Source organism: Roseibium sp. JB4-4, assembly GCF_055693425.1.
The window spans coordinates 2,872,399-2,897,549 of record NZ_CM146333.1 but is presented as its reverse complement, the minus strand read 5'-3'; the positions used below and the strand labels follow the sequence as shown (position 1 = coordinate 2,897,549).

At 56.2% G+C, this 25,151-nt stretch carries 20 protein-coding genes and 1 pseudogene; 18 read left to right on the top strand and 3 right to left on the bottom strand.

Features of this window, described 5'->3' with window-relative positions; translation table 11 throughout:
- Positions 1 to 117 precede the first annotated feature (117 nt).
- On the bottom strand, positions 118 to 1,728 hold the full coding sequence (locus ACZ1HV_RS13530) for a phosphoenolpyruvate carboxykinase (RefSeq protein WP_472718357.1): 1,611 nt from the start codon (positions 1,726 to 1,728) through the stop codon (positions 118 to 120).
- A 512-nt stretch (positions 1,729 to 2,240) separates the two neighbouring features.
- On the opposite strand from ACZ1HV_RS13530, the gene ACZ1HV_RS13525 reads away from it, so the two are divergent.
- From ACZ1HV_RS13525 to ACZ1HV_RS13440, 18 genes and pseudogenes are all read left to right on the top strand, one after another.
- On the top strand, positions 2,241 to 2,939 hold the full coding sequence (locus ACZ1HV_RS13525) for a response regulator transcription factor (RefSeq protein WP_298818881.1): 699 nt from the start codon (positions 2,241 to 2,243) through the stop codon (positions 2,937 to 2,939).
- Positions 2,940 to 2,978: 39 nt separating this feature from the next.
- Positions 2,979 to 4,798: pseudogene (locus ACZ1HV_RS13520) on the top strand (stimulus-sensing domain-containing protein).
- Positions 4,795 to 5,262 (top strand): HPr kinase/phosphorylase, encoded by a 468-nt coding sequence (locus ACZ1HV_RS13515; protein WP_298818885.1) that lies wholly within the window; start codon positions 4,795 to 4,797, stop codon positions 5,260 to 5,262. The pseudogene ACZ1HV_RS13520 and the gene ACZ1HV_RS13515 overlap by 4 nt, the downstream one beginning before the upstream one ends.
- 136 nt (positions 5,263 to 5,398) lie before the next feature.
- Positions 5,399 to 5,803: a PTS sugar transporter subunit IIA gene (locus tag ACZ1HV_RS13510; RefSeq protein WP_298818887.1), complete on the top strand. Its 405-nt coding sequence runs from the start codon at positions 5,399 to 5,401 to the stop codon at positions 5,801 to 5,803.
- A gap of 10 nt (positions 5,804 to 5,813) precedes the next feature.
- Positions 5,814 to 6,098, top strand: coding sequence for an HPr family phosphocarrier protein (locus ACZ1HV_RS13505; RefSeq protein WP_298818889.1), 285 nt, complete (start codon positions 5,814 to 5,816; stop codon positions 6,096 to 6,098).
- 57 nt (positions 6,099 to 6,155) lie between these two features.
- Complete coding sequence (locus ACZ1HV_RS13500; protein ID WP_472718356.1) at positions 6,156 to 7,460, top strand: class I SAM-dependent methyltransferase; 1,305 nt, start codon at positions 6,156 to 6,158, stop codon at positions 7,458 to 7,460.
- Between the two features lie 12 nt (positions 7,461 to 7,472).
- Positions 7,473 to 8,567, top strand: coding sequence for a serine hydrolase domain-containing protein (locus ACZ1HV_RS13495; protein ID WP_298818893.1), 1,095 nt, complete (start codon positions 7,473 to 7,475; stop codon positions 8,565 to 8,567).
- 217 nt (positions 8,568 to 8,784) lie between these two features.
- Positions 8,785 to 10,173 (top strand): adenosylhomocysteinase, encoded by a 1,389-nt coding sequence (ahcY, locus tag ACZ1HV_RS13490; protein ID WP_298818895.1) that lies wholly within the window; start codon positions 8,785 to 8,787, stop codon positions 10,171 to 10,173.
- A gap of 248 nt (positions 10,174 to 10,421) precedes the next feature.
- On the top strand, positions 10,422 to 12,932 hold the full coding sequence (locus ACZ1HV_RS13485; RefSeq protein WP_298962309.1) for a PAS domain-containing sensor histidine kinase: 2,511 nt from the start codon (positions 10,422 to 10,424) through the stop codon (positions 12,930 to 12,932).
- A gap of 21 nt (positions 12,933 to 12,953) precedes the next feature.
- Entirely contained in the window at positions 12,954 to 14,480 is a 1,527-nt protein-coding gene (gene tsaE, locus ACZ1HV_RS13480) for a tRNA (adenosine(37)-N6)-threonylcarbamoyltransferase complex ATPase subunit type 1 TsaE (RefSeq protein ID WP_472718355.1), read from the top strand.
- 46 nt (positions 14,481 to 14,526) lie between these two features.
- Positions 14,527 to 15,261, top strand: a complete 735-nt coding sequence (locus ACZ1HV_RS13475) for a nucleotidyltransferase family protein (RefSeq protein ID WP_298962303.1) — start codon at positions 14,527 to 14,529, stop codon at positions 15,259 to 15,261.
- Between the two features lie 3 nt (positions 15,262 to 15,264).
- Positions 15,265 to 18,411 carry a double-strand break repair protein AddB gene (gene addB / locus ACZ1HV_RS13470; protein ID WP_472718354.1) on the top strand — a complete coding sequence of 1,049 codons (3,147 nt, stop codon included), beginning with the start codon at positions 15,265 to 15,267 and terminating at the stop codon, positions 18,409 to 18,411.
- Complete coding sequence (gene addA / locus ACZ1HV_RS13465; RefSeq protein WP_472718353.1) at positions 18,408 to 20,723, top strand: double-strand break repair helicase AddA; 2,316 nt, start codon at positions 18,408 to 18,410, stop codon at positions 20,721 to 20,723. Before addB ends, addA begins: the two co-directional genes overlap by 4 nt.
- A complete protein-coding gene (locus ACZ1HV_RS13460) occupies positions 20,687 to 21,301 on the top strand; it encodes a 3'-5' exonuclease (protein ID WP_472718352.1) in 615 nt (204 codons plus the stop codon). Before addA ends, ACZ1HV_RS13460 begins: the two co-directional genes overlap by 37 nt.
- A gap of 4 nt (positions 21,302 to 21,305) precedes the next feature.
- Positions 21,306 to 21,914, top strand: coding sequence for a PD-(D/E)XK nuclease family protein (locus ACZ1HV_RS13455; RefSeq protein ID WP_472718351.1), 609 nt, complete (start codon positions 21,306 to 21,308; stop codon positions 21,912 to 21,914).
- 85 nt (positions 21,915 to 21,999) lie between these two features.
- On the top strand, positions 22,000 to 22,320 hold the full coding sequence (gene trxA / locus ACZ1HV_RS13450; RefSeq protein WP_152503911.1) for a thioredoxin: 321 nt from the start codon (positions 22,000 to 22,002) through the stop codon (positions 22,318 to 22,320).
- A gap of 139 nt (positions 22,321 to 22,459) precedes the next feature.
- Complete coding sequence (grpE, locus tag ACZ1HV_RS13445; protein WP_298818908.1) at positions 22,460 to 23,098, top strand: nucleotide exchange factor GrpE; 639 nt, start codon at positions 22,460 to 22,462, stop codon at positions 23,096 to 23,098.
- 173 nt (positions 23,099 to 23,271) lie between these two features.
- Complete coding sequence (locus tag ACZ1HV_RS13440; RefSeq protein WP_298818911.1) at positions 23,272 to 23,883, top strand: trimeric intracellular cation channel family protein; 612 nt, start codon at positions 23,272 to 23,274, stop codon at positions 23,881 to 23,883.
- Between the two features lie 349 nt (positions 23,884 to 24,232).
- On the opposite strand, the gene ACZ1HV_RS13435 is transcribed toward ACZ1HV_RS13440, so the two are convergent.
- Both ACZ1HV_RS13435 and ACZ1HV_RS13430 read right to left on the bottom strand, forming a co-directional pair.
- Positions 24,233 to 24,838 carry a hypothetical protein gene (locus ACZ1HV_RS13435; protein WP_472718350.1) on the bottom strand — a complete coding sequence of 202 codons (606 nt, stop codon included), beginning with the start codon at positions 24,836 to 24,838 and terminating at the stop codon, positions 24,233 to 24,235.
- Entirely contained in the window at positions 24,742 to 25,140 is a 399-nt protein-coding gene (locus ACZ1HV_RS13430) for a hypothetical protein (protein WP_472718349.1), read from the bottom strand. Before ACZ1HV_RS13430 ends, ACZ1HV_RS13435 begins: the two co-directional genes overlap by 97 nt.
- Between the last annotated feature and the right edge of the window lie 11 nt (positions 25,141 to 25,151).

Here is a 25,151-nt window from a genome sequence, read left to right as displayed (position 1 = left end):
AAGTCCTAGTTGGCCTTGGGTGATGTGTGCGGCCTTGAATGCTAGTGGATCCAAAAGAAAAACGGCGCCGGGAGGCCCGGCGCCGATCAAGTTGGGTGGGACAATATTGTTGGGCTTTTATTCAGCGGCGACCCTCAAGGCTGGAGCCGCGCTCAGCACAGCGCCGTCGACATGGGCTTCATAAGTCTCAAAATTGTCGACGAACATCTGAACGAGTTTCGATGCCTGAACGTCATATGCGTCCTTGTCGGCCCATGTATCCCGTGGCGTGAGCATTCTTGTCTCGACACCGGAAACTTCAACAGGAACGTCGAAACCGAAATTGGGATCCGTTCGGAATTCAGCGCCATTCAGGTTTCCGGAAAGCGCGGCCTGCAACAAAGTGCGTGTGGCCTTGATCGGCATGCGATGGCCGGTTCCGTGAGCGCCTCCTGTCCAGCCGGTGTTGACCAGCCAGCAATCGACATTGTGCTTGGCGATAAGCTCTTTCAACAAGTTGCCATACTCTGACGGATGGCGGGGCAGGAATGGTGCGCCGAAACAGGTAGAGAATGTCGCCTGGGGTTCGGTGACGCCTTTCTCGGTTCCAGCAACCTTCGCCGTGTATCCGGACAGGAAGTGATACATGGCTTGTGCCGGTGTAAGGCGCGCGATGGGCGGCATCACGCCAAACGCATCTGCCGTCAGCATGATGATGGTTTTTGGCACCGGCGCGCAGCCGGTTTCGCTTGCGTTGGAAATAAAGTGGATCGGATAGGCGGCACGTGTGTTTTCGGTCTTTGACCCGTCGTCAAAATCCGGTACCCGCGCGGCATCGAGCACGACATTTTCAAGGACTGTGCCAAAGCGCTGTGTCGTGGAATAAATCTCCGGCTCGGCTTCCTTGGACAACTTGATGGTCTTGGCATAGCAGCCGCCTTCGAAATTGAAGACACCGCTTTCGCTCCATCCGTGTTCGTCATCGCCAATCAGCGTTCGGCCAGGATCGGCTGAAAGCGTCGTTTTACCGGTGCCTGACAAACCGAAGAAAACCGCGGTGTCACCATCAGCGCCGACATTCGCCGAGCAGTGCATTGACATAATGCCCTTTGCCGGCAGCAGGTGATTGAGCATCGTGAAGACCGACTTCTTCATTTCACCGGCATAGGACGTACCCCCGATCAGAACGATCTTTCGGGTTAGGTCACAGGCAATAACAGTTTCCGAACGGCAGCCGTGTTTGTCGGGATCGGCTCTGAAGCTTGGCAGATCGACAATTGTCATCTCAGGATCGAAGCCGTCGAGTTCGCCAAGTTCTGGGCGCAGCAAAAGGTTGCGAATGAAGAGCGAATGCCAGGCATATTCGGTGAAGACGCGTACCGGTAGACGATGTGTCGCATCGGCGCCCCCATAAAGGTCCTGTGCAAACAGCTCCTTTCCTTCCGCGTGCTGAAGAAAATCTGACAGAAGCTGATCGAACTGCGTCTTGGACATTTGTGCATTGTTGTCCCACCAGACCGTATTTCTGGTGCTTTCGTCATTCACGACGAATTTGTCCTTCGGGGAGCGGCCAGTGTGAATGCCGGTTTCGGCAACGATTGCACCACCGGCTGCAAGCCGGGTTTCACCGCGAGAAAGAGAATATTCGTAAAGTGCAGGCGCGTTCTGGTTCCAATAGAGCGCTTTCAGGCCCTTGAAACCAAAAATATCGCAACCTTTGGAAGGATTCCTGACACCGACTTCTTTCATGTTCCCGCAGTCCTCGTGATGTGGGCGTGTTTGTCGCTGCCGGACAAGCAAAAAAGTGAACAGATCCGGCGTTGAGGGCTGCGAACCTAGTGGAATGCCCATGGGGCAGCAAGACCACCAAAAGTGCTATGTCATTGTTTAATCGATTAAAATCCTACGTTTATTTTCCAATGTTTAATTTGGAATGCGAATAAAAAACCGAAACCTTCGGAATGTTCGGATTGGCGGAAAATTCGAAAGAAAACGCGCTAAACTCGCGTATCAATGTGCTCGAATCTGCGTCCGTACTCTTTGCCGGGTCGCGTCTAAGTCCTTTATTGACCACGTCGTCCGCGACATCTTGAATTTTCTCGGCGCGCACTCCATCAATGCTTTCGATTAGGGCGACTTTCAGATTTTCAACGCATCTCTTCATGCGGTTTGCCTTAATTTATGCGCATTTAGCAGGCCAAACGCTGTGTGATACACTAAAGCTTGCCATCGGTGCGTAGCCGGAAATGGAAAAACAAAGCATGCCGACAATTGCCTTGGTCGATGACGACCGTAATATTTTGACTTCAGTCTCAATTGCGCTGGAGGCGGAAGGTTATCGCGTCCAGACTTATACCGATGGAACATCGGCTTTGGATGGATTGCAGACCGACCCGCCGGAGCTGGCGATCTTCGATATCAAGATGCCGCGCATGGACGGGATGGAGTTGCTTCGCCGGCTTCGCCAGAACTCCGATTTACCGGTTATCTTCCTGACATCGAAAGATGATGAGATCGACGAGTTGTTCGGTCTGAAGATGGGTGCAGACGATTTTATCCGCAAACCGTTTTCGCAGCGTCTACTGGTCGAGCGTGTCCGTGCGGTGTTGCGCCGGGCGCAGCCAAAGGATGCCTCCGCCCCGCGTGATGACGCCGACAAACTGCTGGAACGCGGCCAGCTTGTTATGGATCAGGAGCGGCACACCTGCACCTGGAACAACAAGCCGGTCACGCTAACGGTCACCGAATTCCTGATCCTGTCCGCCCTGGCGCAGCGCCCGGGTGTCGTAAAAAGTCGAAACGCTTTGATGGATGCAGCCTATGATGATCAGGTCTATGTCGACGACCGGACCATTGACAGCCACATCAAACGGCTCCGGAAAAAGTTCAAGGTTGTTGACGACGACTTCGACATGATCGAAACACTTTATGGTGTTGGCTACCGGTTCCGGGAAGCCTGACTGGACGGTGAAGGTCCAAATACCTTAGAGCGAGCCTGAATGGCGGTTGAAAGCGAGAGCGTCGAAGACGGCACGGCAACTGAACCTGCAAACGGTTCGGAGCGCTCGCGCTTGCGACGGCTCGGCAACAAGCGCATCCGCAGACGTCTTCTCAATCAGCTGGGCCGGATCTTCGGAACTTATGTCCTTTCGTCTCTGACGCGCCGGATCATCGCGATCAACCTTGTCGGTCTGCTGGCGCTCGTGATCGGCATTTTGTACCTCAATCAGTTTCGCGCGGGTCTGATTGATGCCCGTGTTCAAAGCCTTCTCACACAAGGTGAAATCATTGCTGGCGCGATTGCAGCCTCGGCCACGGTCGATACAGGCACAATCACCGTAGATCCTGAGCGCCTGTTGCAGCTACAGGCCGGCGAAAGCATTACGCCGACAACGGATGATCTCGACAGTCTGGACTTTCCGATCAATCCCGAACGTGTTGGTCCGGTACTGCGCCGTCTGATTTCGCCGACAAAGACCCGTGCCAGGATCTATGACCCTGAAGGCATCCTGATCCTTGATTCCCGGCATCTTTATTCCAGCGCTCAGATCCTGCGCTTTGACCTGCCGCCGCCAACGGCCGAGGAAGAAGGCTTCTGGAATGCGCTCTGGCAATGGACCAAGCGCTGGCTTCAGCAGGGTGACCTGCCGCTCTATCAGGAAGTTGGCGGAGGCGACGGTCGGGCGTATCCGGAAGTCGAAGCGGCGCTTGCCGGGTCACCGGCGAGTGTGACGCGAATCTCCCAAAGGGGGAGTTGATTGTCTCGGTTTCCGTTCCGATACAGAGGTTCCGTGCGGTCTTGGGAGCATTGCTGCTCTCCACACAGGGTGGCGATATTGATGCCATCGTACGGGCCGAGCGAATAGCGATCATCAGGGTCTTCCTGTTTGCGGCTACCGTGACGATCCTGTTGTCTATCCTGCTGGCAGGAACGATCGCCGGACCGGTGCGCCGCCTCGCCGCGGCAGCCGACCGCGTGCGGCGGGGGTCTTCGGCTTCGCGCGAGGAGATCCCGGATTTTTCAGATCGTCAGGATGAAATCGGCCACCTGGCTCGTTCATTCCGTGAAATGACAAATGCACTCTACGACAAGATCGATGCAATTGAGCGGTTCGCGGCGGATGTTGCGCATGAATTGAAGAACCCGCTGACCTCTCTGCGCAGTGCCGTTGAAACGCTGCCGCTGGCAAAGTCGAAAAACTCCCAGGATCGGTTGATGGAGGTCATTCAGCACGATGTCCGCCGTCTCGATCGGTTGATCAGCGATATTTCCGACGCCTCGCGTCTTGATGCGGAGCTTGCCAGAATCCAGGCCGAAACCATCGATATCGCGGAATTGCTGCGCAACATGGCAGACGCGGCCAATCAGATGGCCGGTTCTGAAGGTGCCAGTGTCAAGTTGGCGGTCGCAGATGCACAAGGGGTCAAGCCTTATGAAATGCAAGGCCATGATATTCGCCTGGGTCAGGTCATGAGCAACCTTCTTGACAATGCTCGTTCGTTTTCACCTCCAAGCGGAACAGTTCGGGTTGACCTCAGCCGGGAGGGGCGTGGGTTCAAGATCATGGTCGATGACGACGGCCCCGGCATCCGCGCAGAAAACACCGACCGGATTTTTGAACGCTTCTATACCGACCGGCCAGACGGGGAAGGGTTCGGAAACAATTCAGGTCTCGGCCTGTCGATTTCACGGCAGATCATCGAGGCGCATGGCGGCACCTTGACGGCGACGAATCGAATTGAGCAGGGCGCGGATGGCAGCCAGAAAATCGCCGGGGCAAGGTTTGCTATTTATCTGCCGCTTGGACCGGGTAAGTGACAGCTGGTGCAGTCCATGCGAATTGCGCCATTGTCGGCACGATCGGATTGCTGATCCGGGGAGATGCCGGAAGCGGCAAGACTTCGCTGTGTGACCTCTTGATAGAAGCGGCCTTGTCGCGGGGAAACTTCGGGCGCCTCGTCTCTGACGACTACGTTCATTTGAGTGTGCAGGGTGCGCGGCTTATCGCTGAAGCGCCAGAGGCGATCCGCGGGCGAATGGAAGTGCGTGGTTTCGGACTTGTCGAACAGGCTTTTGAACGCCGAGCACAGGTGCACCTTGTTATCGACCTTCAGCCTTTGCAGGAACTGGAACGTTTGCCTGAAAGCTGCCTGGACCATGTGGTGCTGGAGGGCATCCAGCTTCCGGTCCTCAAATGTCCAGCCGATCAACCTTTCAACAGCATGCGCATGATACGCTGGGCCCTTCGCAAGCTGCTTCCCGGCAACCTTGATTATATTTGAGGGATCGAAGGTCTTTTTTGCTTGCATGTCTGCAAACGGTTGAAGAGAGTGCATCAGACTGATAAACGCCCGGCGCATTCCGGGTTCTGACCGGAACTCTGAGCAGATAACACACGATAGTCAGGCCGAACGACACATGATTGGACTAGTACTTGTGACCCACGGGCGTCTCGCCGAGGAATTCAAGGCGGCGCTGGAGCATGTTGTCGGGCCCCAGGAACAGGTCGAAACCATTTCCATTGGTCCGGATGATGATATGGAACAGCGTCGGCAGGACATTCTGACGGCGGTCGAAGCGGCCAATTCCGGCAAGGGCGTGGTTTTGCTGACCGATATGTTCGGCGGAACACCCTCAAACCTGGCAATCTCGGTCATGGACAGCAAGTCTGTTGAAGTGGTCGCGGGGGTCAATCTGCCCATGCTTATCAAGCTGGCCAGTGTCAGGGCAGACCGCGAGTTGGCAGACGCCGTCGATGAGGCCCGCCAGGCAGGGCAAAAATACATTTCCGTTGCAAGTCAGGTGCTGTCGGGACAGAACTAATAAAAAAAACATGACAACAGACACACCGTTGGAAAGAGATCTCACCATTGTCAACCGACGCGGCCTTCATGCGCGGGCTTCGGCTAAACTTGTGAAACTGGTCGAAACCTTCGAGGCTGATGTCAATGTGTCCAAAGATGGTCAGACCGTCGGTGGCACGTCGATTATGGGATTGATGATGTTGGCTGCCAGCCCGGGGTGCTGCATCAAGGTCTGCGTTGCCGGTGTTGACGCTGAAGAGGCTTTGACTGCGATTTCAGAATTGGTTGAAAGCGGCTTCGGCGAGACCGACTGAACTTATTGCCCATTCCGCAACTTCGGGCCATTCCCGTCAGCTTTATTGAGGAGAACGATGGCAGGTAACTCCGAAGACCGATTGATTTCATCTGCAACGGCGGTTTTGACCCATATTCACGATGCGCTCGAGCTTGAGTTCGGATTTGAACTCTGGGACGGAAGCCGCGTGCCTGCAGGAATGCCGGAAGATGGAATGCGGATCGCACTCGGTCAAACGGCGCTGACGCGATTGTTGCGCCGTCCCGGCATCAAGACAGTTGTAGATCTGTACTCGGAAGGCAGGATCGATCCGCGCGGTGGCACGATTTTCGATTTCGCGGACAAGAGGCCCAAGGTCAAAGGCCGAGAAATTCGGAAGCGGCTCAGGAAGAGGTTGCTTTTGAAAAACGCATTGCCACTGCTATTGGGCGGCAATGCCGGTAAGGGGCAGACCGACGGTTTGGACGCTGGGCGTGCAGCAGACCGCAGCTCAGGCAGTCGAAAGGACGACATTGCCTTTCACTATGATGTTTCCAATGACTTCTATCGGCTCTTTCTCGATCCGGAGATGGTCTACACTTGCGCCTATTTCACCGACTGGTCGAACGATCTGGCGACAGCGCAAAGAGACAAGCTGGACATGATTTGCCGCAAACTGCGGCTGAAGCCCGGTGAGCGCATGCTCGATATCGGCTGTGGTTGGGGAGCGCTTATCTGTCACGCTGCCGAACACTATGGCGTCAACGCTGTTGGGGTCACGTTGGCCGAAGAGCAGCTGAAACTCGCCGAGGAACGGATCAAAGAGCGCGGACTGGAAGACAAGGTCACGGTCAAGCTGATCGACTATCGCGAGATGGAGGGCAAGTTCGACAAGATTTCTTCCATCGGAATGTTCGAAGCTGTCGGTCTCGACAACTATGACAACTATTTCCAGAGCGTGCATCGCCTTATGAAGCCGCGCGGACTTTACCTCCACCATGCAATCACCAGGCGCGGCAAGAAGGATTTGAAGGCCTTTCGCCGCAAGAAGCCGGAATATCAGGCGCTTGTGCGTTACATCTTCCCTGGTGGCGAGGTTGACCATATCGGTTGGACTTTGACCAATCTCGAGGCTCATGGCTTTGAGGTGCACGATGTGGAAGCCTGGCGCGAGCACTACGCCAGAACCACGCGGCTGTGGGCCGAGAACCTGATGGCGGTGAAGGATGCTGCCATAGCGGAAATTGGCGAAGAGAAATACCGTCTTTGGTTGGCCTATCTGATCGGCGTTTCGCTGGGATTTGAACGCGGCTCGATTGGAATTTTTCAGACGGTGACCTCCCGGCGAACCAAAGGCCTGTCCGGCATGCCGCCGACACGTGAAGACCTCTACCGAAATTAAGGTCAGTTCGTCATGTGCAGCCCGTCCCGTCTCGCATGTCTTTTGTCGATTGTCAGCGTTGTTTTCCTGCAGCCACTGCAGGCGCACTCAACAGACGATCTGGAAGAGCTACTTCGTGACATCTACGGGCCGGACTGTTCGGCGCTTGGCCCGGCTCGGGTGCTCTATGTCCAGACACCTGATGCGAAGGCTTGGCTGACCTGTGGCGAGGAACGTCCATCTGGTCCACCGACCACGCCGGACAGTCGCTTTCTGACCGCTTCGCTCGGCAAGCTGTTTTTGTCCGTCGCCTTGTTGCAGCTCAACGAAAAGGGCCTTCTGGATGTTGATGACAAAGTGTCAAAATGGCTGCCGTCTGACATTGCTGACGTTCTGGATGGCAAGGATCATCTGACCATTGCTCATCTACTCACCATGACGAGTGGGCTGCCGGACTATCTGGATGAAGCGTATTATCTGGAAAGCCTGAGAAGGGTCGTGGCTGGCGAGACCGCCAAAGAGGTTCTTCACTGGGCAGCTGGAACGATCGCGGATGAGAAGCATCTTTTTGCTCCTGGGAACGCCTATGACTATTCGAATACAAACTATCTGCTGGCACAAATCATTCTTGAAGAGGCAACCGGCTCTTCGATGAACAAGGTTTTCGCTCAAAATATTTTCTTACCGATCGGTATCAAAAATGTGCAGGTACTCGGGTTCGGTCTAGGGCCGGAAGACTTTGTTCAGGGCAATGAGGATTTCGGCGGCGGCCTCCAGTCTGTTGATGACTTGCTCTTAGGTTTCGGGTTTGGCGATGGTGGACTGGTAGCAAGCGCTGAAGACATCGCCGCATTCTATTTTGCCCTTTTTAACGAAAGGGACGTCTTGAACCAGGAAAGTGTCATGCGTCTGCTGCAAGACCCGATCGGTGAGGGCTATGGCATGGGAATTGAAATTGAAACCGAGCCTGATCTGGGACAGGTGGTAGGCCACTCGGGCGGAGATGTCGGGTTTTCCGCTGATGTGCGCCATGTTGCGGACCGTGGTGTGACAGTCGTTTACCTTTCTGCTGAAGCCAATGATGATGTTTCCGTTACCTTCGACATTCTCACTGAACTGCTGAACTGAGATCAGGTAAGGAAATTTAAATGATATAAAGAATTCTTTATATCTTTATTGCGTCATGTTCGTGAGGCGGGTATAAACCGCCGCAGGATTTCCGGAAGGTTTTCCGGAAATCAGCCTGGGGCTGCCGCCATGCTTGTCTCGTTTCAAGTAATCGGCTGGTTCATTGCCCTTCTCAAGGCCTGGCCTTTAACGCTGGCTCAAACAGCAGGACACATTTATGACCGACTACATTGTCAAGGATATGGGGCTCGCCGACTGGGGCCGCACCGAGATTGAAATTGCCGAACACGAAATGCCAGGCCTGATGGCTTGCCGTGCTGAATTCGGTGAAAGCAAACCGCTCAAGGGCGCTCGTATCGCCGGGTCATTGCATATGACCATCCAGACAGCGGTATTGATCGAAACGCTGGTCGCACTCGGTGCTGAAGTTCGCTGGGCGTCCTGCAACATCTATTCCACGCAGGACCAGGCAGCAGCAGCCATTGCAGCAGCAGGTGTTCCGGTTTTCGCCATCAAGGGCGAAACGCTGGAAGAATACTGGGATTATGCCGACAAGATCTTCGACTTCCCCGAAGGTGCGAACATGATCCTCGATGATGGCGGCGACGCAACGCTGTACATCCTTCTTGGCGCGCGTGTTGAGGCCGGAGAAACAGGTCTCATCGAAAATCCGACTTCTGAAGAAGAAGAATGCCTCTTTGCGCAGATAAAGAAGCGCATGGCTGCAAACCCGGGCTGGTTCACGAAGCAAAAGAGCCTGATTCAGGGCGTTTCGGAAGAAACCACAACCGGTGTTCTGCGTCTTTACGAAATGCAGAAAAACGGCTCCTTGCCGTTCCCGGCGATCAACGTCAATGACAGTGTCACCAAATCCAAGTTCGACAACCGCTACGGTTGCCGCGAATCTTTGGTCGACGGTATCCGCCGCGGCACTGACGTCATGATGTCCGGCAAAGTTGCCGTGGTCTGCGGTTATGGCGATGTCGGCAAGGGTTCTGCCCAGTCACTGGCTGGCGCGGGTGCACGCGTGATTGTCACTGAAATCGACCCGATCTGTGCACTGCAGGCGTCCATGGACGGATTTGAAGTCAAGACCATGGAGCAGGCGCTGCCGGAAGGCGACATTTATGTTACCGCAACCGGAAACAAGGACATCATCACGTTTGACCACATGCGTGGCATGAAGGACATGGCGATCGTCTGTAACATTGGCCACTTCGACAACGAGATCCAGGTTGCCGCTTTGAAGAACACAAAGCTTCGCCCGGTCAAGGATCAGGTGGACATGTACGAGTTTCCGGATGGCAAGCGGATGATCCTTCTGTCGCAGGGACGTCTGGTGAACCTCGGCAACGCAACCGGCCACCCGAGCTTCGTGATGTCTGCAAGCTTTACCAACCAGGTTCTGGCGCAGATCGAGCTCTTCACCAAAGGCAACGAGTACAAGAACGAAGTTTATGTGCTGCCCAAGCACCTGGACGAGAAGGTCGCTCGCCTGCACTTGGAAAAACTTGGTGTCACGTTAACTGAATTGTCCGACGAGCAATCCCAATATCTGGGGATTAATAAGGCTGGTCCGTTCAAGTCAGAACACTACAAGTACTGATTTTCGATTGGCGATACACTAGATGTAGTGATCGCCTCGATTCGGTGCTGTGAACAAAAAAATGCAGGACCCTTCAATTTGAAGGGTCCTGTTAACTTTTCAGCAACGGACTCTTCTGCGTGATTCTCAAAAAGGTTATGGTTTAAGCGAATCAAAGGCCAAGAGGCAGATGTCTTTGATTTGCTCCCAGAATCCGGGAGCTGCAGCCCGCAAAAAACGGGTCAAGGCGGCACTAAGGGGATCATAAGATGCCGAAAGGCAGCAGGGACGGCGCGCGATCACGCGCGACGTGGCGAGATTGGAGTCCGAAAACAGTTGCGCTTGGTGGTACGGCGTTGACGGCCTTTGGCTTGTCCAGCGTTCCGGCCTCAGCCGACATGCTCGCCGACACCGCCGCTGCAATCAATCCCGGTGCAATGATCCTGTTTGGTGCATTTGGTGGCATCTGCGCATTTGCCGTAACCGCTGCTATCGCACTCGTTCGCCATCGTAAGCAGTCGGCCCAGATTACCAGTGCATTGGAAAAGGAAAAGAGCGACCTCAAGTTCCGGGTAGACCGGCTTGAAGCCATGCTCAACACCGATGAACAGCGGGTGATTGTTTGGACCGGCAATGGTGCAATGCCTCAGATTTGGGGCATCCTTCCCGAAACATCCGGTGTTCCGCGTCCTCCGGCACAATTGCTGGCCTTCGGCAGTTGGCTGACAGCCAAATGCGCGGGAGATCTGGAAAGGCATCTGGATCTGTTGTTCCGGACGGGAGAAGCCTTCACCACAACATTGAAGACCCGAACCGGCAGCTATGTCGAGGCGCTTGGCCGTACGACGGGCGGTGCTGTGGTGCTTCGATTACGTGATCTGACAGGCGAACGGCAAATGCAAGCCGAGCTTGCTGCACGCAACGCCAAGATTTCGGGCGAGCTGCATATGCTGCACGCATTGCTTGACGCCATGCCGGCACCTGCCTGGCAAAGAGATGCCGAGGGCAATCTGATCTGGGCAAACGCGGCCTATGCAGAAGCGGTCGAGATGCCGACGGCAGATGCAGCCGTTAAGAAGGGGGCCACTTTCCTTGATGCGGCAGCCCGCACCGCTATGGCTGTGAAGCGAACAGAGGACGGTTGCTTTTCCGCCCGCATTCCAATTGTGGCGTCTGGTGAACGCCGCGTCTTCGAAGTCACTGATGTCAATGCGAATGTCGGCGGGGCCGGTATTGCCGTGGACATCAGTGAGCTGGAGCAGTCCCGCAAGGAAATGGGCCGTGCCGAAGAATTTCACGGCCGGACACTTGACCAGCTGGCGGCCGCTGTCGCGATATTCAGCAGCGATCGAAAACTGCAATTCTACAATGCGGCGTTCCGTCAGCTATGGGACCTGGACCCGTCCTTCCTGGAAGGCCAGCCGGAAGACGGTGCCGTACTCGACGCACTCCGTGCCGCACGCAAGCTGCCCGAACAGGCCGACTACCGGGTCTGGCGCAACAAGATGCTGGAGAGCTACCAGTCTCTTGAAGCGCGGGAAAGCTGGTGGCACCTGCCCGATGGACGCACCTTACGCGTGATCGCCAATCCGCATCCGCAAGGCGGCGTCACTTATATCTATGAGAACGTGACTGAGCAGCTGGATCTGGAAAGCCGGTACAATGCGCTCACAAGGGTTCAGGGCGAAACGCTCGACAATCTGTCTGAAGCTGTTGCCGTGTTCGGCTCGGACGGGCGCCTTCGACTTTGGAACCCTGCATTCGGCCGCATTTGGGGCCTTGAAGAAGACCAACTGGCGGAACTTCCGCATGTGAAAGAAGTTGTTTCAGCCTGTGTTCTGAGCGACACGGAGCAAGAGGCTTGGGATCTGCTTGCCGGCAACGTCACCGGCCTTCTGGACAACCGCACTCAAAATGTCAGTCGTCTTGAGCGGCACAATGGTGACGTTCTGGACTACGCAACGGTACCTCTGCCGGACGGTGGCACGCTTGTCACTTTCGTCGACGTGACCGATAGCGTGAATGTCGAGCGGGCACTGCTTGAAAAGAACGAGGCTCTGCAGCAGGCAGACCAGATCAAAAACGCCTTCATCCAGCATGTGTCATATGAGCTGCGTTCGCCGCTGACGAACATCATCGGATTTGCCCAGCTTCTGGCCGATCCGAAATTTGGCGAACTTTCCGAAAAGCAGGGCGAATACGCGGAATATATCCAGTCTTCATCCTCTGCACTGCTCGCCATCATCAACGACATTCTTGATCTGGCTACGCTCGATGCCGGTATCATGGAATTGGACCTCGGTGAGGTTGACGTCGCCTCAACGGTCTCTGCGGCGGTTGAAGGGTTGAAGGACCGGATCGCCGAAGCAAAGATCAATCTGCGGACGCAGGTCCCTGCCGACATCGGCATGATGATCGCCGACGAAAAACGGCTGCGTCAGGTCCTGTTCAATCTGATTGCCAACGCCGTTCGCTATTCTGAGGAAAACGGTGTCGTCGATGTCAGCTGCAGCCGTGAAGACGATACGGTGAAATTCATCGTCAAGGACCATGGCTACGGTATTCCGGCCGAAATCCTGACACAGGTCTTCAATCGGTTTGTCGGTCACGACACAGGCGCACGGCGACAGGGTGCGGGCCTTGGTCTTGCCATCGTCAAGAGCTTCGTGGAACTCCACGGAGGGTCTGTTGAGATCGATTCCGATGAAGGCAATGGCACGACGGTCACATGCGCTTTCCCGGCTCGGCCTGAACAGGCGGACCAGGCCGCTGCCGAATAGATCGCTGGCCAGAGAGCAAACATGGCAGATCACCAGCTGCGGTCCATTCCAGACTTTTTTCTTGAACTGACGATTGCCGACGAAGCGAATACGCAGCGCCTGGCAAATGATCTGGCCGTGGTCTTGGGAACCGGCGATGTTGTCTGCCTCTCAGGAGACCTGGGGGCTGGCAAGTCGACGCTGGCGCGCGCACTTGTTCGTTCCCTCGCAAACGATCCGGAGCTGGAAGTACCAAGTCCGACTTTTACGCTCGTTCAGACATATGAGTTCGATCGGTTCGACCTGTCACATTTTGATCTTTACCGCCTTGAAGAAGCCGAAGAACTTGAAGAGCTGGGTCTCGATGATCTTTTGGAAACCGGGGCGGCATTGATTGAGTGGCCGGAGAAGGCAGGGGAACTCTTGCCGGAAAAGGCCCTATGGATCCAGATCACCCAGCCCGATGAGGCAGAGGACAAACGAGTGTTCCGGTTTCAGGCCTCGGACCCGTCCTGGCAGGATCGAATTCGGGAAACGCACGAGATCAGGGCTTTTCTGGAACAGTCTTCGTTCCCAGGCGCTGAACGGCGGTTCCTGGCTGGCGACGCATCGTTACGGACCTTCGAAACGGTTACCACGAATGACAGCTCGGCTGTGCTGATGCGCTGGCCGTTTCACCAGAACACGCTCGCTCAAAGCGTCTCCAACTATATGGAGCGAGTCCACTTGGCACAGGATTGCCGCTCTGTTCTGGCGATTGGAACGGAACTCCGTGACCGCGGTTTTCGGGCGCCGAGGGTCTACAAAGCTGAGCCTGAAAAGGGGCTCGTCCTGGCTGAGGATCTGGGCCGTGACACCATTGTCATGAACGGTGCTCCAGTCTCGGAACGGTATTACGCCGCCGTTGAAGTTCTGGCACGAATGCATGGTGAGACTTGGCCAAGATCAATTCCGGTTGAGGGAAACCGGACCTACCAGGTGCCTGGCTATTCATCCGAGGCATTGATCACCGAAGCGTCGCTCTTTCTGGATTGGTATGTTCCCGAAAAGACCGGCCGGGCGATTGACGACGCCGTGCGGGCGTCATTTGAAGGCCTATGGCGCAAGACGTTACGATCCATATCTTCTGCGCAACTTGGTTGGGTTTTACGCGATTTTCATTCGCCCAACCTGCTTTGGCAGCGGGACGCAAGCGGAACCGACCGGATCGGGCTGATCGATTTTCAGGATACGGTCTTCGGTCCGGTGGCTTATGATGTTGCGTCATTGCTGCTCGATGCCCGAACGGATATCAGTCAAGATCTGGAATCAGCCCTATTTGATGCTTATGTCTCGTTGAGGGAAAATCAGTCGCAGGGTTTTGACAAGGTTGGGTTCTCCGCCGCTTATTCGGTGCTGGCAGCACAGCGGATTTCCAAAATCATCGGCATCTTCGTCAGGCTGGCCAGGCGGGACGGCAAGCCGGCTTATTTGAGCCATTTGCCGCGTATGCTAGGCTATCTCGACCGGGTGCTCGACAGGCCGAATCTGTCGGAATTGAAAGACTGGTACAACGGTTTCCGGCATTGAACCTGCAAGGGTGCGATGCCGGCCTACTATCAATTGAGCATGATCCATGACCAACACACGGTTCCGTCCATCGAAAGCCATGATCCTGGCAGCAGGTCTCGGCAAACGCATGCGTCCTTTGACGGCAACGACGCCGAAACCGCTCATTGAGGTGAATGGTCAGGCATTGATCGATCATGGCATGGACCGGCTGTCGGCAGCAGGTGTGAAGACATGTGTCGTCAACGTCCATTATCTGGCTGATCTTGTCGAGGTGCATGTGCGCCGACGCCAGGATATGGATATCCTCATTTCCGATGAACGCGAACAACTCCTGGAAACGGGAGGCGGCATCAAGAAAGCCTTACCGCTGCTTGGCGAAGAACCGTTTTTCCAGTTGAATGCCGACACCTGCTACTGGATTGAAGGGGTAAAACCCAACCTGGAACACATGATCGATGCCTGGGATGAAACCCGCATGGATGCGTTGCTGCTTGTCGCCGAAACGGTGAAGTCGGTCGGATATGGCGGGCGCGGTGACTTTGACATGGCGAAGGATGGTGCGTTGACCCGCCGTCTTGAAAAGGGCGTGACTCCCTTCGCTTATGCCGGCGCTACCATCCTGCATCCGCGTCTCTTTGAAGGTGCACCGGAAGGCCCGTTTTCGATGAACAAGCTCTTTGACCGGGCCATTGAAAATGGTCGTCTGTTCGGTGTGCAGATGGAAGGGCTCTGGCTTCATATCGGAACGCCGGAAGCGATCCATGCGGCGGAATATGCAGTGCGCGAGAGCGCGGCCTGACGAATGGGTGAAAGACCGCGCCTCTTCACCGTTCCATCCTCCGTTCCATTTCTGAAAACGCTGGTAGACACGCTCGTCGACGGATCTCTTTTGCCTGGATTTCTTCCGGTTGATGACCCATTGCTTCTGCCTAAGGTCACCCTCTACCTGCCAACGCGTCGTGCGGCCAGGCTCCTGCCGGAACTGTTTCAGCAAAAATTTGGCGGCAAACCTGTTCTCTTGCCTGTCATCCGTCCGGTTGGTGATGCTGATGAAGACGTCCAGGGCCTGAGTGGTGATGCCGATCTGGAGCCGTTGCCGCCCGCCATGCCGCTCCTGGAGCGGCATCTGGCAATGACGCGGCTGGTGAAAGCCTGGAAGGGCATGCTGCGCCGGGAGGCGCTGAGCTTGCGTTCCGATGAACCGCTGGGTTTGCCGGCATCGACTGCCGACGCGGCCTGGCTCGCCGCAGATCTTTTGACATTGATGGACGAAGTGGAAACGGAAGAGGCGGACTGGTCCGGACTGGGTGGGCTGGTTCCAGAGGATCATGCGCGTTACTGGCAGATTACCCTGGACTTTCTTCAAATCGTTCAAACGGCCTGGCCGGCACATCTGGCAGAGCTGGGCAGAATGGACCCGAAAGCACGCCGCTCGGCACTGATCAGGAGAGAAGCCGAACGCCTTAGGTCGACTGTGCAAAAGGGGCCTGTCATTGTTGCGGGTGTCACCGGCTCAGTACCCGCAACCGCGGAACTTTTGAAAGTCGTCGCAGGACTGGACCAGGGTGTCATTGTGCTGCCTGGCCTCGATCATCATCTTGATGAACGATCATGGGCGGCACTCGGGGAACGTCAGGCACCGGCGCTCGACCGCATCGGGGCTGCCAAGCCTGCATCGATACTGCCGTCTCATCCGCAATATTCGCTCAAGCAACTATTGATCCGGCTGAAGGCGTCACGGGCCGATGTAATTCCACTGCGCAGCGCCAGAACACCAGAGTTGCAGCTGCGCGAAGAGCTGGTCTCCGAGGCTCTCCGTCCAGCGGATACATCTGACGGATGGACACAATATCTTCGGCAGCGACCAGAGCAAGAGCGGGCGAAAGCGTTGCGGGACGTCGCAATTCTGACCGCTCGTAATGAAGCCGACGAAGCCTTGAGCGTTGCCATTGCCTTGCGGGAAGCGATTGATCTTGGTCAGAAAGCGGCATTGATTTCTGCGGACAGGATGCTGACCCGGCGCGTTGCCGCCGAGTTGGCACGCTGGAACGTTCAGGTGGATGACAGTGCGGGCCGGCCCCTGGACCAGACTGCGCCTGCAGTATTGGCGATCCTTGCGGCTAAATTGGCGTTGGAGGGGTGCGATCCGATCGACCTTTTGGCTCTTCTCAAACACCCTCTTGCGCGGCTTGGCTTGAAAGCGAAGGACATTCGTTCCGCTGCACGCGCGCTTGAACGTGGTGTTCTGCGCGGACCAAGAGCGCACCCCGGCACTGCGGGTTTGAAGCTTGCCGTTGAGGTCAGTCGGAAAGCGGCTGCCAACGCATCGCATGTGCCGCGCTGGAAGAAGATCCATGATGAAGACTGGGACGTCATCGCGGGCCTGGTGGATCGTCTCTCCACAGCTCTTGAGCCGCTGGAGGAGATTGCAAACAGCTCCAAACCGCTGGACGTCACAGAACTTGCCAGAAGGCATGTGGATATTTTGCAGGCAGTTGCCGTGGATGAAGCCGGGTCTGTAGATGAATTGTTCGCCGGCGAAGCCGGGGAAGCGCTCGCCGGTTTCTTGACAGGCTTGCTGGACGCCAGATCAAGCGGTCTTGAAATCGTGCCGCGTGAATGGTCCTCCGTGCTGCCTGCGCTGATGTCTGGCGAAGCTGTCCGCCGGCGCGTGCCCGGCGATCTGCGCGTTCAGATTTTGGGTCCGATGGAGGCCCGGCTGCAGTCATTCGATTTTGCCGTTTTAGGTGGCTTGAACGAAGGTGTCTGGCCGCAACGGACCAGAAACGATCCTTGGCTGAATCGGCCGATGAAAAGAGACATGGGGCTGGAACCGCCGGAGCGCCGGCTAGGTGCCGCAGCCCACGATTTTTCGCAAGGACTTGGGGCTGGACGTGTCCTTCTGACGCGCGCCGCCAGAGCCGACGGGGCACCGACTGTTGCGTCTCGCTGGCTCCAGCGACTGACGACATTGGCCGGGCCCAATATTGCCCGTGTCATGGAGCAGCAGGGCGCTCGCTTTACGTCCCTGGCAGGCCGTCTTGATCGACCGCCGGGGAACGTCACACCCGCCGCAAGGCCAAGGCCATGCCCACCGCTCGCTGCGCGGCCGAGGTCTCTTTCGATCACCGAGATCGAGCGTCTCATCCGGGATCCCTATGCGGTTTTCGTCCGTCATGTACTGGATCTCCAGCCCGTAGAGCCGATTGGTGGTGAACCGGGAGCTGCGGACAAAGGCAATCTTGTCCACGATGCCTTGGCGAACTTTCTGGCGAGCTGGAAAGGCCCCTTCGACAGCAGCGCCATCGAGGCCCTTCTGGAGATTGGGGAAGAACTCTTCCAGCCGCTGGATGCGTTCCCTGCCATACGTGCTCTGTGGTGGCCGCGGTTCCAGCGCATCGCAGCGGGATTTGTCGGATACGAAGCAATCCGGTCTCAGACATTGGAAAAACGGTATCTGGAAATTGGCGGTGGCGTTGAACTGAAGCTTCCAGGATTTGAGTTCCGGTTGCGCGGCCGCGCTGACAGGATTGACCTCCTGGAGGGAGGAGGTCTGGCCGTCATCGACTACAAAACCGGGCAGGTGCCGTCGCAGAAGCAGGTTGATGCGCTTCTGGCTCCGCAATTGCCTCTTGAAGCCGCGATGATCAAACGTTTCGGGTTCAAGGATGTTCCGGCAGACGCGCCGTTGACCGAATTGCTTTATCTGCAGCTGAAGGGTGGCCTGGAACCGGTCATAGAAGTCCTGCGCAATCCGAAAGACCTTGAACTGGCAGATCTTGCGGAAGACGCATGGATGCGCCTTGAACAGCTCATTGCGCATTATGCCGATGAAAAGACGGGCTATCTGTCACGCGCAAGAGTGATGCGCGGCCGACAGACGGACGGCGATTTCGATCACCTGGCGCGCACGCAGGAATGGGCTCTCGGCGGAGACGATCCGGCATGAGCGGCGTTGACATCCCCCAGCTGACGAAAGAGCGGCAGGACCGCGCCTCGAGACCCAGGGCCTCGGCCTGGGTGAGTGCCAATGCCGGTTCCGGCAAGACCTTCGTGCTTTCCCGCCGTGTTGTTCGATTGCTGTTGGACGGTACGGATCCAAACCGCATTCTTGCGCTGACCTTCACCAAGGCAGCGGCTGCCGAAATGGCGACACGCGTCTTCAAGATCCTTGGAGAATGGGTAACAATCGAAGACGAAGCGCTTGCGCGTGAACTTGAGGAGATCGAGGGCCGAAAGCCCAGTGCCGCGCGCCTGGCGCTTGCACGCAGGTTGTTTGCTAAAGCACTGGAAACGCCTGGGGGTTTGAAAATCCAGACCATTCACGGCTTTTGCGAAGCGTTGTTGCACCAGTTTCCGCTTGAAGCCAATGTCGCCGGGCATTTTGCGGTTTTGGACGACCGGATTGCCAGCGAGTTGATGGCCGAAGCCCGGGCGGTTGTTCTGCACAAGGCCGAGATGGAACCGGCAAGTGCGTTTGGGACCGCCCTGAATTCCGTCATTGACCTCATGAGCGACGGCGGGGCTCAGAAAGCTCTGGATGAACTTATTCAGAACCGGGACGCTTTTCGTCGCTGGACGGTTGATGCCGGGGATCTTGAAAAGGCGATCGCGGAATTAGCCGGTTTGCTGGAGGTGGATCCAACTGCACGGCTTGATCTTTTTGACCTTCGGTTCAAGAGCGAGTGCAGTCTCGATTTGAATAGCTGCCTCAGTTATGCCGAAGCGTTGAACACCGGTGCAAAGACAGATCAGGCACGCGCTGCGGATATTGTTGCTGCGGCAAGGCTCGAAAACACGTCCGCTTTTCGTGAAGCCTGGTTGCCTGTTTTCCTGACGGCCAAGTTTGAGCCGCGCAAGTCCCTCGCCACAAAGAAGATCACAGCTGGTTTTCCTAACGTGATTGATGCCTTGAATGCGGAGCAGGCAAGACTTCTGTCGCTTCTGGCCGAGCGCCGCAAGGTGGCGACCTATGAGGGGACCAAGTCCCTTTTGCGTCTTGCCGATGCCGTGATCCGCCACTACGAACTTGCAAAAACGGCCAGAGGGTATCTCGATTTCGAAGATCTTGTGGTCAAGACGGCGACGCTTTTGAGGAAGTCGGACGCCGCCCAGTGGGTACAGTACAAGCTGGATCAGGGTCTTGATCACATCCTTGTCGATGAAGCACAGGATACCAGCCCGCGTCAGTGGGAAGTCGTCCAGGAACTCGCATCGGAGTTTTTTGCAGGCAGCGGCGCTCACGAGAGAACGCGGACGCTCTTTGCCGTTGGTGACGAAAAACAGTCCATCTATTCGTTCCAGGGTGCGGTTCCTGCCTATTTCGATGCAATGCGCCGGGCATTTTCGCAAAAGGCAGCGGCGGCAGAGCAGGAGTTTCATTCAGTCAATTTGCAGCTTTCCTTCCGTTCCACACCGGACGTGCTTGGCGCGGTCGACAAGGTGTTTGACGATGAAACGGCTTACCGGGGCCTTTCACAGATAGCCGAGGCCCCGAAGCATGAGGCGATCCGCAGGGATCCGGGCATTGTCGATTTATGGCCGCTGGAAGCAGAAACGGAGATTGCAGAACCCGATGATTGGCGAAAGCCTATAGACCATGTCGGTTCCGACAATCCGATGCTGAAGGTCGCCGGCCGAATTGCCGGTGAAATTTCCGGGTGGATGCGCGACGGGACCGCAGATCCCGGCGATGTCATGATCCTTGTGCGCAAGCGTGGACCCTTTGTTGAAGCACTCAACCGAGAACTGAAACGACTGGGCATTCCGGCGGCCGGTAGCGACAGGTTGGTTCTGACGGATCATATCGCCGTCAAGGATCTTTCGGCGCTCGGGCGTTTCTTGCTTTTGCCGGAAGACGATCTTTCGCTTGCCGCGGTACTCAAAAGCCCACTCTTTGGTCTTGTCGATGAGGATCTTCTGGAAATTGCCCGGGAAAGTGCGGCAGATATTCGCCCCGGTACACTTTGGCAGATGCTCGTCAAACGCTCTGGCACCTCAGAAAAATGGCAAGGTGTGCGTGCTCGCCTGGAGGAGTGGCGTTCGCGGGCCGACTTCGTTCCTCCTTATGAATTCTATGCCAGGCTTTTGGGTGCTGACGGAGGCCGTCAGGCCTTCCGAGCGCGGCTGGGGGTCGAAGTTGATGATGTGCTTGACGAGTTTCTGGCCCTGACAGTTGCGTACGAACAGGCGGCGGCGCCCGGACTGGAAGGTTTTTGGCCTGGATGGCTGCGGCCCCGACCGAAATCAAGCGCGAGCTGACAAACACCAAGGGCATGGTGCGGATCATGACGGTGCACGGTTCAAAGGGACTGGAGGCGAGGATTGTTATTCTGGTTGATCCGGGTGCTGCGCCCGTCAGTGCCATTCACGACCCAGCGTTTTTGCCGCGCAAACGTCTTGGCAACGACTTGATGCCACCTGCCCTGGTCTGGTTGCCCTCGAAAGCCGATCGAACAGCCTGGCACGACGAGGCAATCGACGACCTCAGGCAGGCGCAGGAAGAAGAATACCGGCGCCTGCTTTACGTCGCCCTGACGCGAGCAGAAGACCGATTGATCGTATGCGGCTGGGAGCCCAAACGCGGTGCTCACGAAAACTGCTGGTATTCGCTGGTCAGCAGGGCCTTGAAACCTGATGCGCGCGAATTGGTCGATGCATCGGGTGAGACAAGCGGGTGGCGTTGGCAAAAAAGCAAGTCGGAACCGACAGTTGACAACAAGACCGGGCAGGCCAAAGCGGACGAGGAGGCTGCGACAGGTGAGGAGCTTCCCATTTGGCTGACGACGCAGGTCCGCGCGTTGCCGAAAAAAGAGGCTGCAGCCATCTCGCGCCTTTGAAGCGATGGAAGAAAAACAGGGAATTGAACCGATCCCGGCCCTGGCACGTCTTCAGGCAGGCCGGCAGCCACAATCCTGGCCGCTGGAGCGGGGACGGCTTATCCACCGTCTGTTGGAACTGCTACCTGACCTGAATAGGGAAGACCGGCTACCGGCTGCGGACAACTACCTTAACCAGGCGCTGAAGCCTGAATTTTCGGCTTTTCGAAACCATCTGCTCAACGAGATCGATGACATTCTCTCCAACAGCGACTTCGAACCTCTGTTCGCCGGCAGTGCACTTGCCGAAGTTCCCCTGGTCGGGACGATTCGCGCTGCCAACGGAACGGAAGTGGAGATATCCGGACAGATCGACCGATTGCTGGTTGAGGATAACAGGGTCGTGATTGTGGATTACAAAACCAACTTCAATCCGCCGGATCGGGTCGAGGAAATTCCACTTGAATATCGCGCACAGCTTTGTGTTTACAGGGAAATGCTGAAACAGATTTATCCAGAAACAGTCGTTTCCGCGTGTCTTCTCTGGACATCAAAACCCGAGTTGATGGAGATTCCGGCCCACATACTCGATGAGACATTCGCCGGTTTGCGTCCCGATGGCACATCCGCTTGACGGAGGCCGCATCGCTTCCTACGTTCTTGCCAACTGATACACCTGCATCGTGTAGGTGTTTTGCTCCGAACCACGAGATCCTGTTATGGCTACCACTCAAGTTACCGATGCTTCCTTTGAAACCGAAGTTCTGAATTCCGACGCGCCGGTTGTTGTCGACTTTTGGGCCGAATGGTGTGGCCCATGCAAAATGATTGCCCCTGCACTTGAAGAAATCTCCGAGGAAATGGGCGAACAGGTCAAGATCACCAAGCTCAATATCGACGAAAACCAGGACATGGCGATGAAGTACGGTGTCCGTTCGATCCCGATGCTGATCCTGTTCAAGGGCGGTGAGCCGATGGCGACGCAAGTTGGTGCCGCTCCGAAGGGCAAGCTCTCCGATTGGATCAAGAGCGCTCTTTAAAACCACCACTTTGCGGACCGGCCCGGGTTCCCTGGGTGCATTTGGCGGATAAGCTGATGCTTGTCCGCCAATACGCTTTGAAATGGGCGGCAAGTGGCTCTATAAGCATCCGCAAACAGTCAGAGCAAACGGAACATCCATGAGCGACGAAAACAAAACCCCGGAAGAACAGCCGGAAGAGGCGTCACCGGGCGCCGAAGCTGCAGAAAAGCAGTCTGATACGGTCGAAGAGACTGCCGCAGATCCGGTCGAAGTTCTGAACGCTGAAAATGCCGAGTTGAAAGACCGGGCTCTCAGGACGATGGCCGAGATGGAAAATCTTCGCCGCCGGACCGAAAAAGAGATCAAGGATGCCCGGCAGTATGCAGTATCCGGCTTTGCACGCGACATGCTGACGGTGTCTGACAATTTGCGCCGCGCACTCGAGGCCCTGCCGGAAGAAGATCGCCGCAATGCAGATGCAGGTGTTGCCTCCCTGATCGAAGGCGTTGAGATGATCGAGCGGGATCTTCTCAATCAGCTTGAAAAGAACGGCGTCAAGAAGCTGACCCCTGAAGGTCAGAAATTCGATCCGAATTTTCACCAGGCCATGTTCGAGGTTCCAAACACGGAAGTACCGAACAACACAGTTGTCCAGGTCGTTCAGGCCGGATACGTGATCGGTGAAAGGGTCTTGCGCCCTGCTATGGTCGGTGTTTCCAAAGGTGGTCCCAAGGACGTCGCCCAGGCGGCGGGTGCCTCTGAAGAAGCGGGCCAAACTGTCGACAAGAGCGCCTGAACGCGACATCGATGCAGAATGAATGAGCCGTTCCCAAACCTGGGAGCGGCTTTTTTCATTTCTTGCGCATTATGCGCTGCTGATGACCACTCCGGTCTGAACGGACCAAGCATCAGGTCTTGACGCCGCAGTGTCAAACCAGGAAGAAGTGAAAACCAACACCGGGGGCGTAAATGCTTTTTCAAATTCTGGACTATCTTGGCGTTGCTGTTTTCGCTGTGACCGGTGGTATTGTTGCGTCTCGCAAGCAGCTGGATTTCATTGCGTTTCTCTTCTTCGCAACGTTAACCGGGATCGGAGGCGGTACACTGCGCGACCTGTTGTTGGGTGTGCCGGTTTTCTGGGTGGTCAACGAAACCTACGTGTTGGTTTGCCTGATTGTCAGTGTCTTCGTCTGGTTCTTTGCGCACTGGCTCGAGCGGCTGAGCAAACCCCTCAGATGGGTTGATGCCGTCGGTGTTGCCGCCTATTCGGTCATGGGTGCAGCAAAGGCCTTGTCCGTCGGAGACACGATCCTGGTGGCGATTCTGATGGGTGTTTCAACGGCAACTTTCGGCGGTATTCTGCGAGACACGATTGCCGGAGAGCCGCCATCGATCGTCAAGCCTGAAATCTATGTCAGTGCAGCTTTTGCAGGCGCGAGTTGCTTTGTGCTCTTGGCTCAGTTCGACGTTCCAAACGCTTTGGCTGCCGGTTTTGCAGCACTTCTCGCCCTGGGCTTGCGCGGCGGCGCGATCCTTTATGGATGGAAACTACCAGGGTACAGAAGCAACGCTGAGCGGTAAGACTGAAGATGGCTGACCACGACGGTACTTTGCCATCGTTGCAGGCAATAGCATTTTTTCGGAAAATGAGCCCTTAGAAAGGACAAAAGCCGGTTCCCACGAACCGGCTTTTCGCCTTGTGCCTAGTAGACAAGCCCGAATGTCGCGGAAACGTAAAAGATCGTTCCGAGCGCGACGACTGGGAGGCTTGCCGAATATGCAAGTGTCGTCAACATGTCTTGCTCCTTTGCAAAACGACAAATCGAAAGCGTGTCCGATTGTGAGTTTTCTACCCGTTTAAGGACACACGCTCCCAAGGTCTCCCCCTGCTGCGACTAGATTTGGTGTTCATTGGTTGAAGTTCCAGAGGTCACGACCTCAAAAAAATGTGTGTTGCCAGTGCATAGTCCGCAACGGCTGTCCGGTTGCCATGAAGAAACAGTGTTCTCTGACCGTAATACCGCCGTCCGGCTTTGTTGCCCTGGGTGAGATCCTTCAAGTCCGCTGCCCACTCCAAATGCGTCAGCGGCGGGGACTTCAGGTCTGTTGTGAACAGCCTGCCCTCCTCCTGCAGATCGGTTGGAAGGCTGGCATTTGCGTCAACAACATCTATGTGGCAGCCAGCCGGTGGATCCAGATAGGTCAGATGGTGATGGTTTCCAGTGTCCTTGTCCGGTCCCGCGATGCAGATCATGTCCGCGCCTTCCTGGGCGTCGTGGATCTCTGCTGTTGTTCCGATATGAACTTTCTTGAGTGCAGGCAAGCCGGACAGGCGTTTTTGCATGTCCTTCGACGCACCGGCGAGCAGGATAGAGGTAAAATTTCTGACCGCAGCATAGGCGCAGGCGAGCCGCGGGATGAGCGGACTGTCGCCTATGATCAGCAGGCGCGATGTGTCCTCGCGAGACAGGTAACTGGCTGCCAGGGCATGGAGCCCGGCCGTGCGCCAATCAGCAAGCCGGACGCCGTCGAGCAATGCGATTGGTTGTCCGGCAGAACCGGAAAAAGAAGATACAGGCCTGACGACTGGCCGTTTTGCTCGGGAAGCGCCAACTCGATCGAACATCCGACATAGCCGCGGCTGACGTCGCCTTGCGACGCAAAATCTGTCCAGGCCGGTTGCCAGGAGATGTTGCCGTTTTTCTGGTTGAGACGGCCAATCGCCGTAGTGCTGATCTCGGGGGCAATTGTGTTGGAACGGAACGCGCGTCTCAGTGATTCCAGAACCTGCCTGTCTTCAAGACAGGCGTCAATTTCACCGCTCGAGATGATCCTCATCTGAAAAGCCG

What these genes read in the sequence shown, in the direction of transcription:
- ACZ1HV_RS13530 (WP_472718357.1), bottom strand. Translation starts at nt 1,728, where the DNA reads ATGAAAGAAGTCGGTGTCAGGAATCCTTCCAAAGGTTGCGATATTTTT.
- ACZ1HV_RS13525 (WP_298818881.1), top strand. Translation starts at nt 2,241, where the DNA reads ATGCCGACAATTGCCTTGGTCGATGACGACCGTAATATTTTGACTTCA.
- ACZ1HV_RS13510 (WP_298818887.1), top strand. Translation starts at nt 5,399, where the DNA reads ATGATTGGACTAGTACTTGTGACCCACGGGCGTCTCGCCGAGGAATTC.
- ACZ1HV_RS13505 (WP_298818889.1), top strand. Translation starts at nt 5,814, where the DNA reads ATGACAACAGACACACCGTTGGAAAGAGATCTCACCATTGTCAACCGA.
- ACZ1HV_RS13500 (WP_472718356.1), top strand. Translation starts at nt 6,156, where the DNA reads ATGGCAGGTAACTCCGAAGACCGATTGATTTCATCTGCAACGGCGGTT.
- ACZ1HV_RS13495 (WP_298818893.1), top strand. Translation starts at nt 7,473, where the DNA reads ATGTGCAGCCCGTCCCGTCTCGCATGTCTTTTGTCGATTGTCAGCGTT.
- ahcY (WP_298818895.1), top strand. Translation starts at nt 8,785, where the DNA reads ATGACCGACTACATTGTCAAGGATATGGGGCTCGCCGACTGGGGCCGC.
- ACZ1HV_RS13485 (WP_298962309.1), top strand. Translation starts at nt 10,422, where the DNA reads ATGCCGAAAGGCAGCAGGGACGGCGCGCGATCACGCGCGACGTGGCGA.
- tsaE (WP_472718355.1), top strand. Translation starts at nt 12,954, where the DNA reads ATGGCAGATCACCAGCTGCGGTCCATTCCAGACTTTTTTCTTGAACTG.
- ACZ1HV_RS13475 (WP_298962303.1), top strand. Translation starts at nt 14,527, where the DNA reads ATGACCAACACACGGTTCCGTCCATCGAAAGCCATGATCCTGGCAGCA.
- addB (WP_472718354.1), top strand. Translation starts at nt 15,265, where the DNA reads ATGGGTGAAAGACCGCGCCTCTTCACCGTTCCATCCTCCGTTCCATTT.
- addA (WP_472718353.1), top strand. Translation starts at nt 18,408, where the DNA reads ATGAGCGGCGTTGACATCCCCCAGCTGACGAAAGAGCGGCAGGACCGC.
- ACZ1HV_RS13460 (WP_472718352.1), top strand. Translation starts at nt 20,687, where the DNA reads ATGGCTGCGGCCCCGACCGAAATCAAGCGCGAGCTGACAAACACCAAG.
- ACZ1HV_RS13455 (WP_472718351.1), top strand. Translation starts at nt 21,306, where the DNA reads ATGGAAGAAAAACAGGGAATTGAACCGATCCCGGCCCTGGCACGTCTT.
- trxA (WP_152503911.1), top strand. Translation starts at nt 22,000, where the DNA reads ATGGCTACCACTCAAGTTACCGATGCTTCCTTTGAAACCGAAGTTCTG.
- grpE (WP_298818908.1), top strand. Translation starts at nt 22,460, where the DNA reads ATGAGCGACGAAAACAAAACCCCGGAAGAACAGCCGGAAGAGGCGTCA.
- ACZ1HV_RS13440 (WP_298818911.1), top strand. Translation starts at nt 23,272, where the DNA reads ATGCTTTTTCAAATTCTGGACTATCTTGGCGTTGCTGTTTTCGCTGTG.
- ACZ1HV_RS13430 (WP_472718349.1), bottom strand. Translation starts at nt 25,140, where the DNA reads ATGAGGATCATCTCGAGCGGTGAAATTGACGCCTGTCTTGAAGACAGG.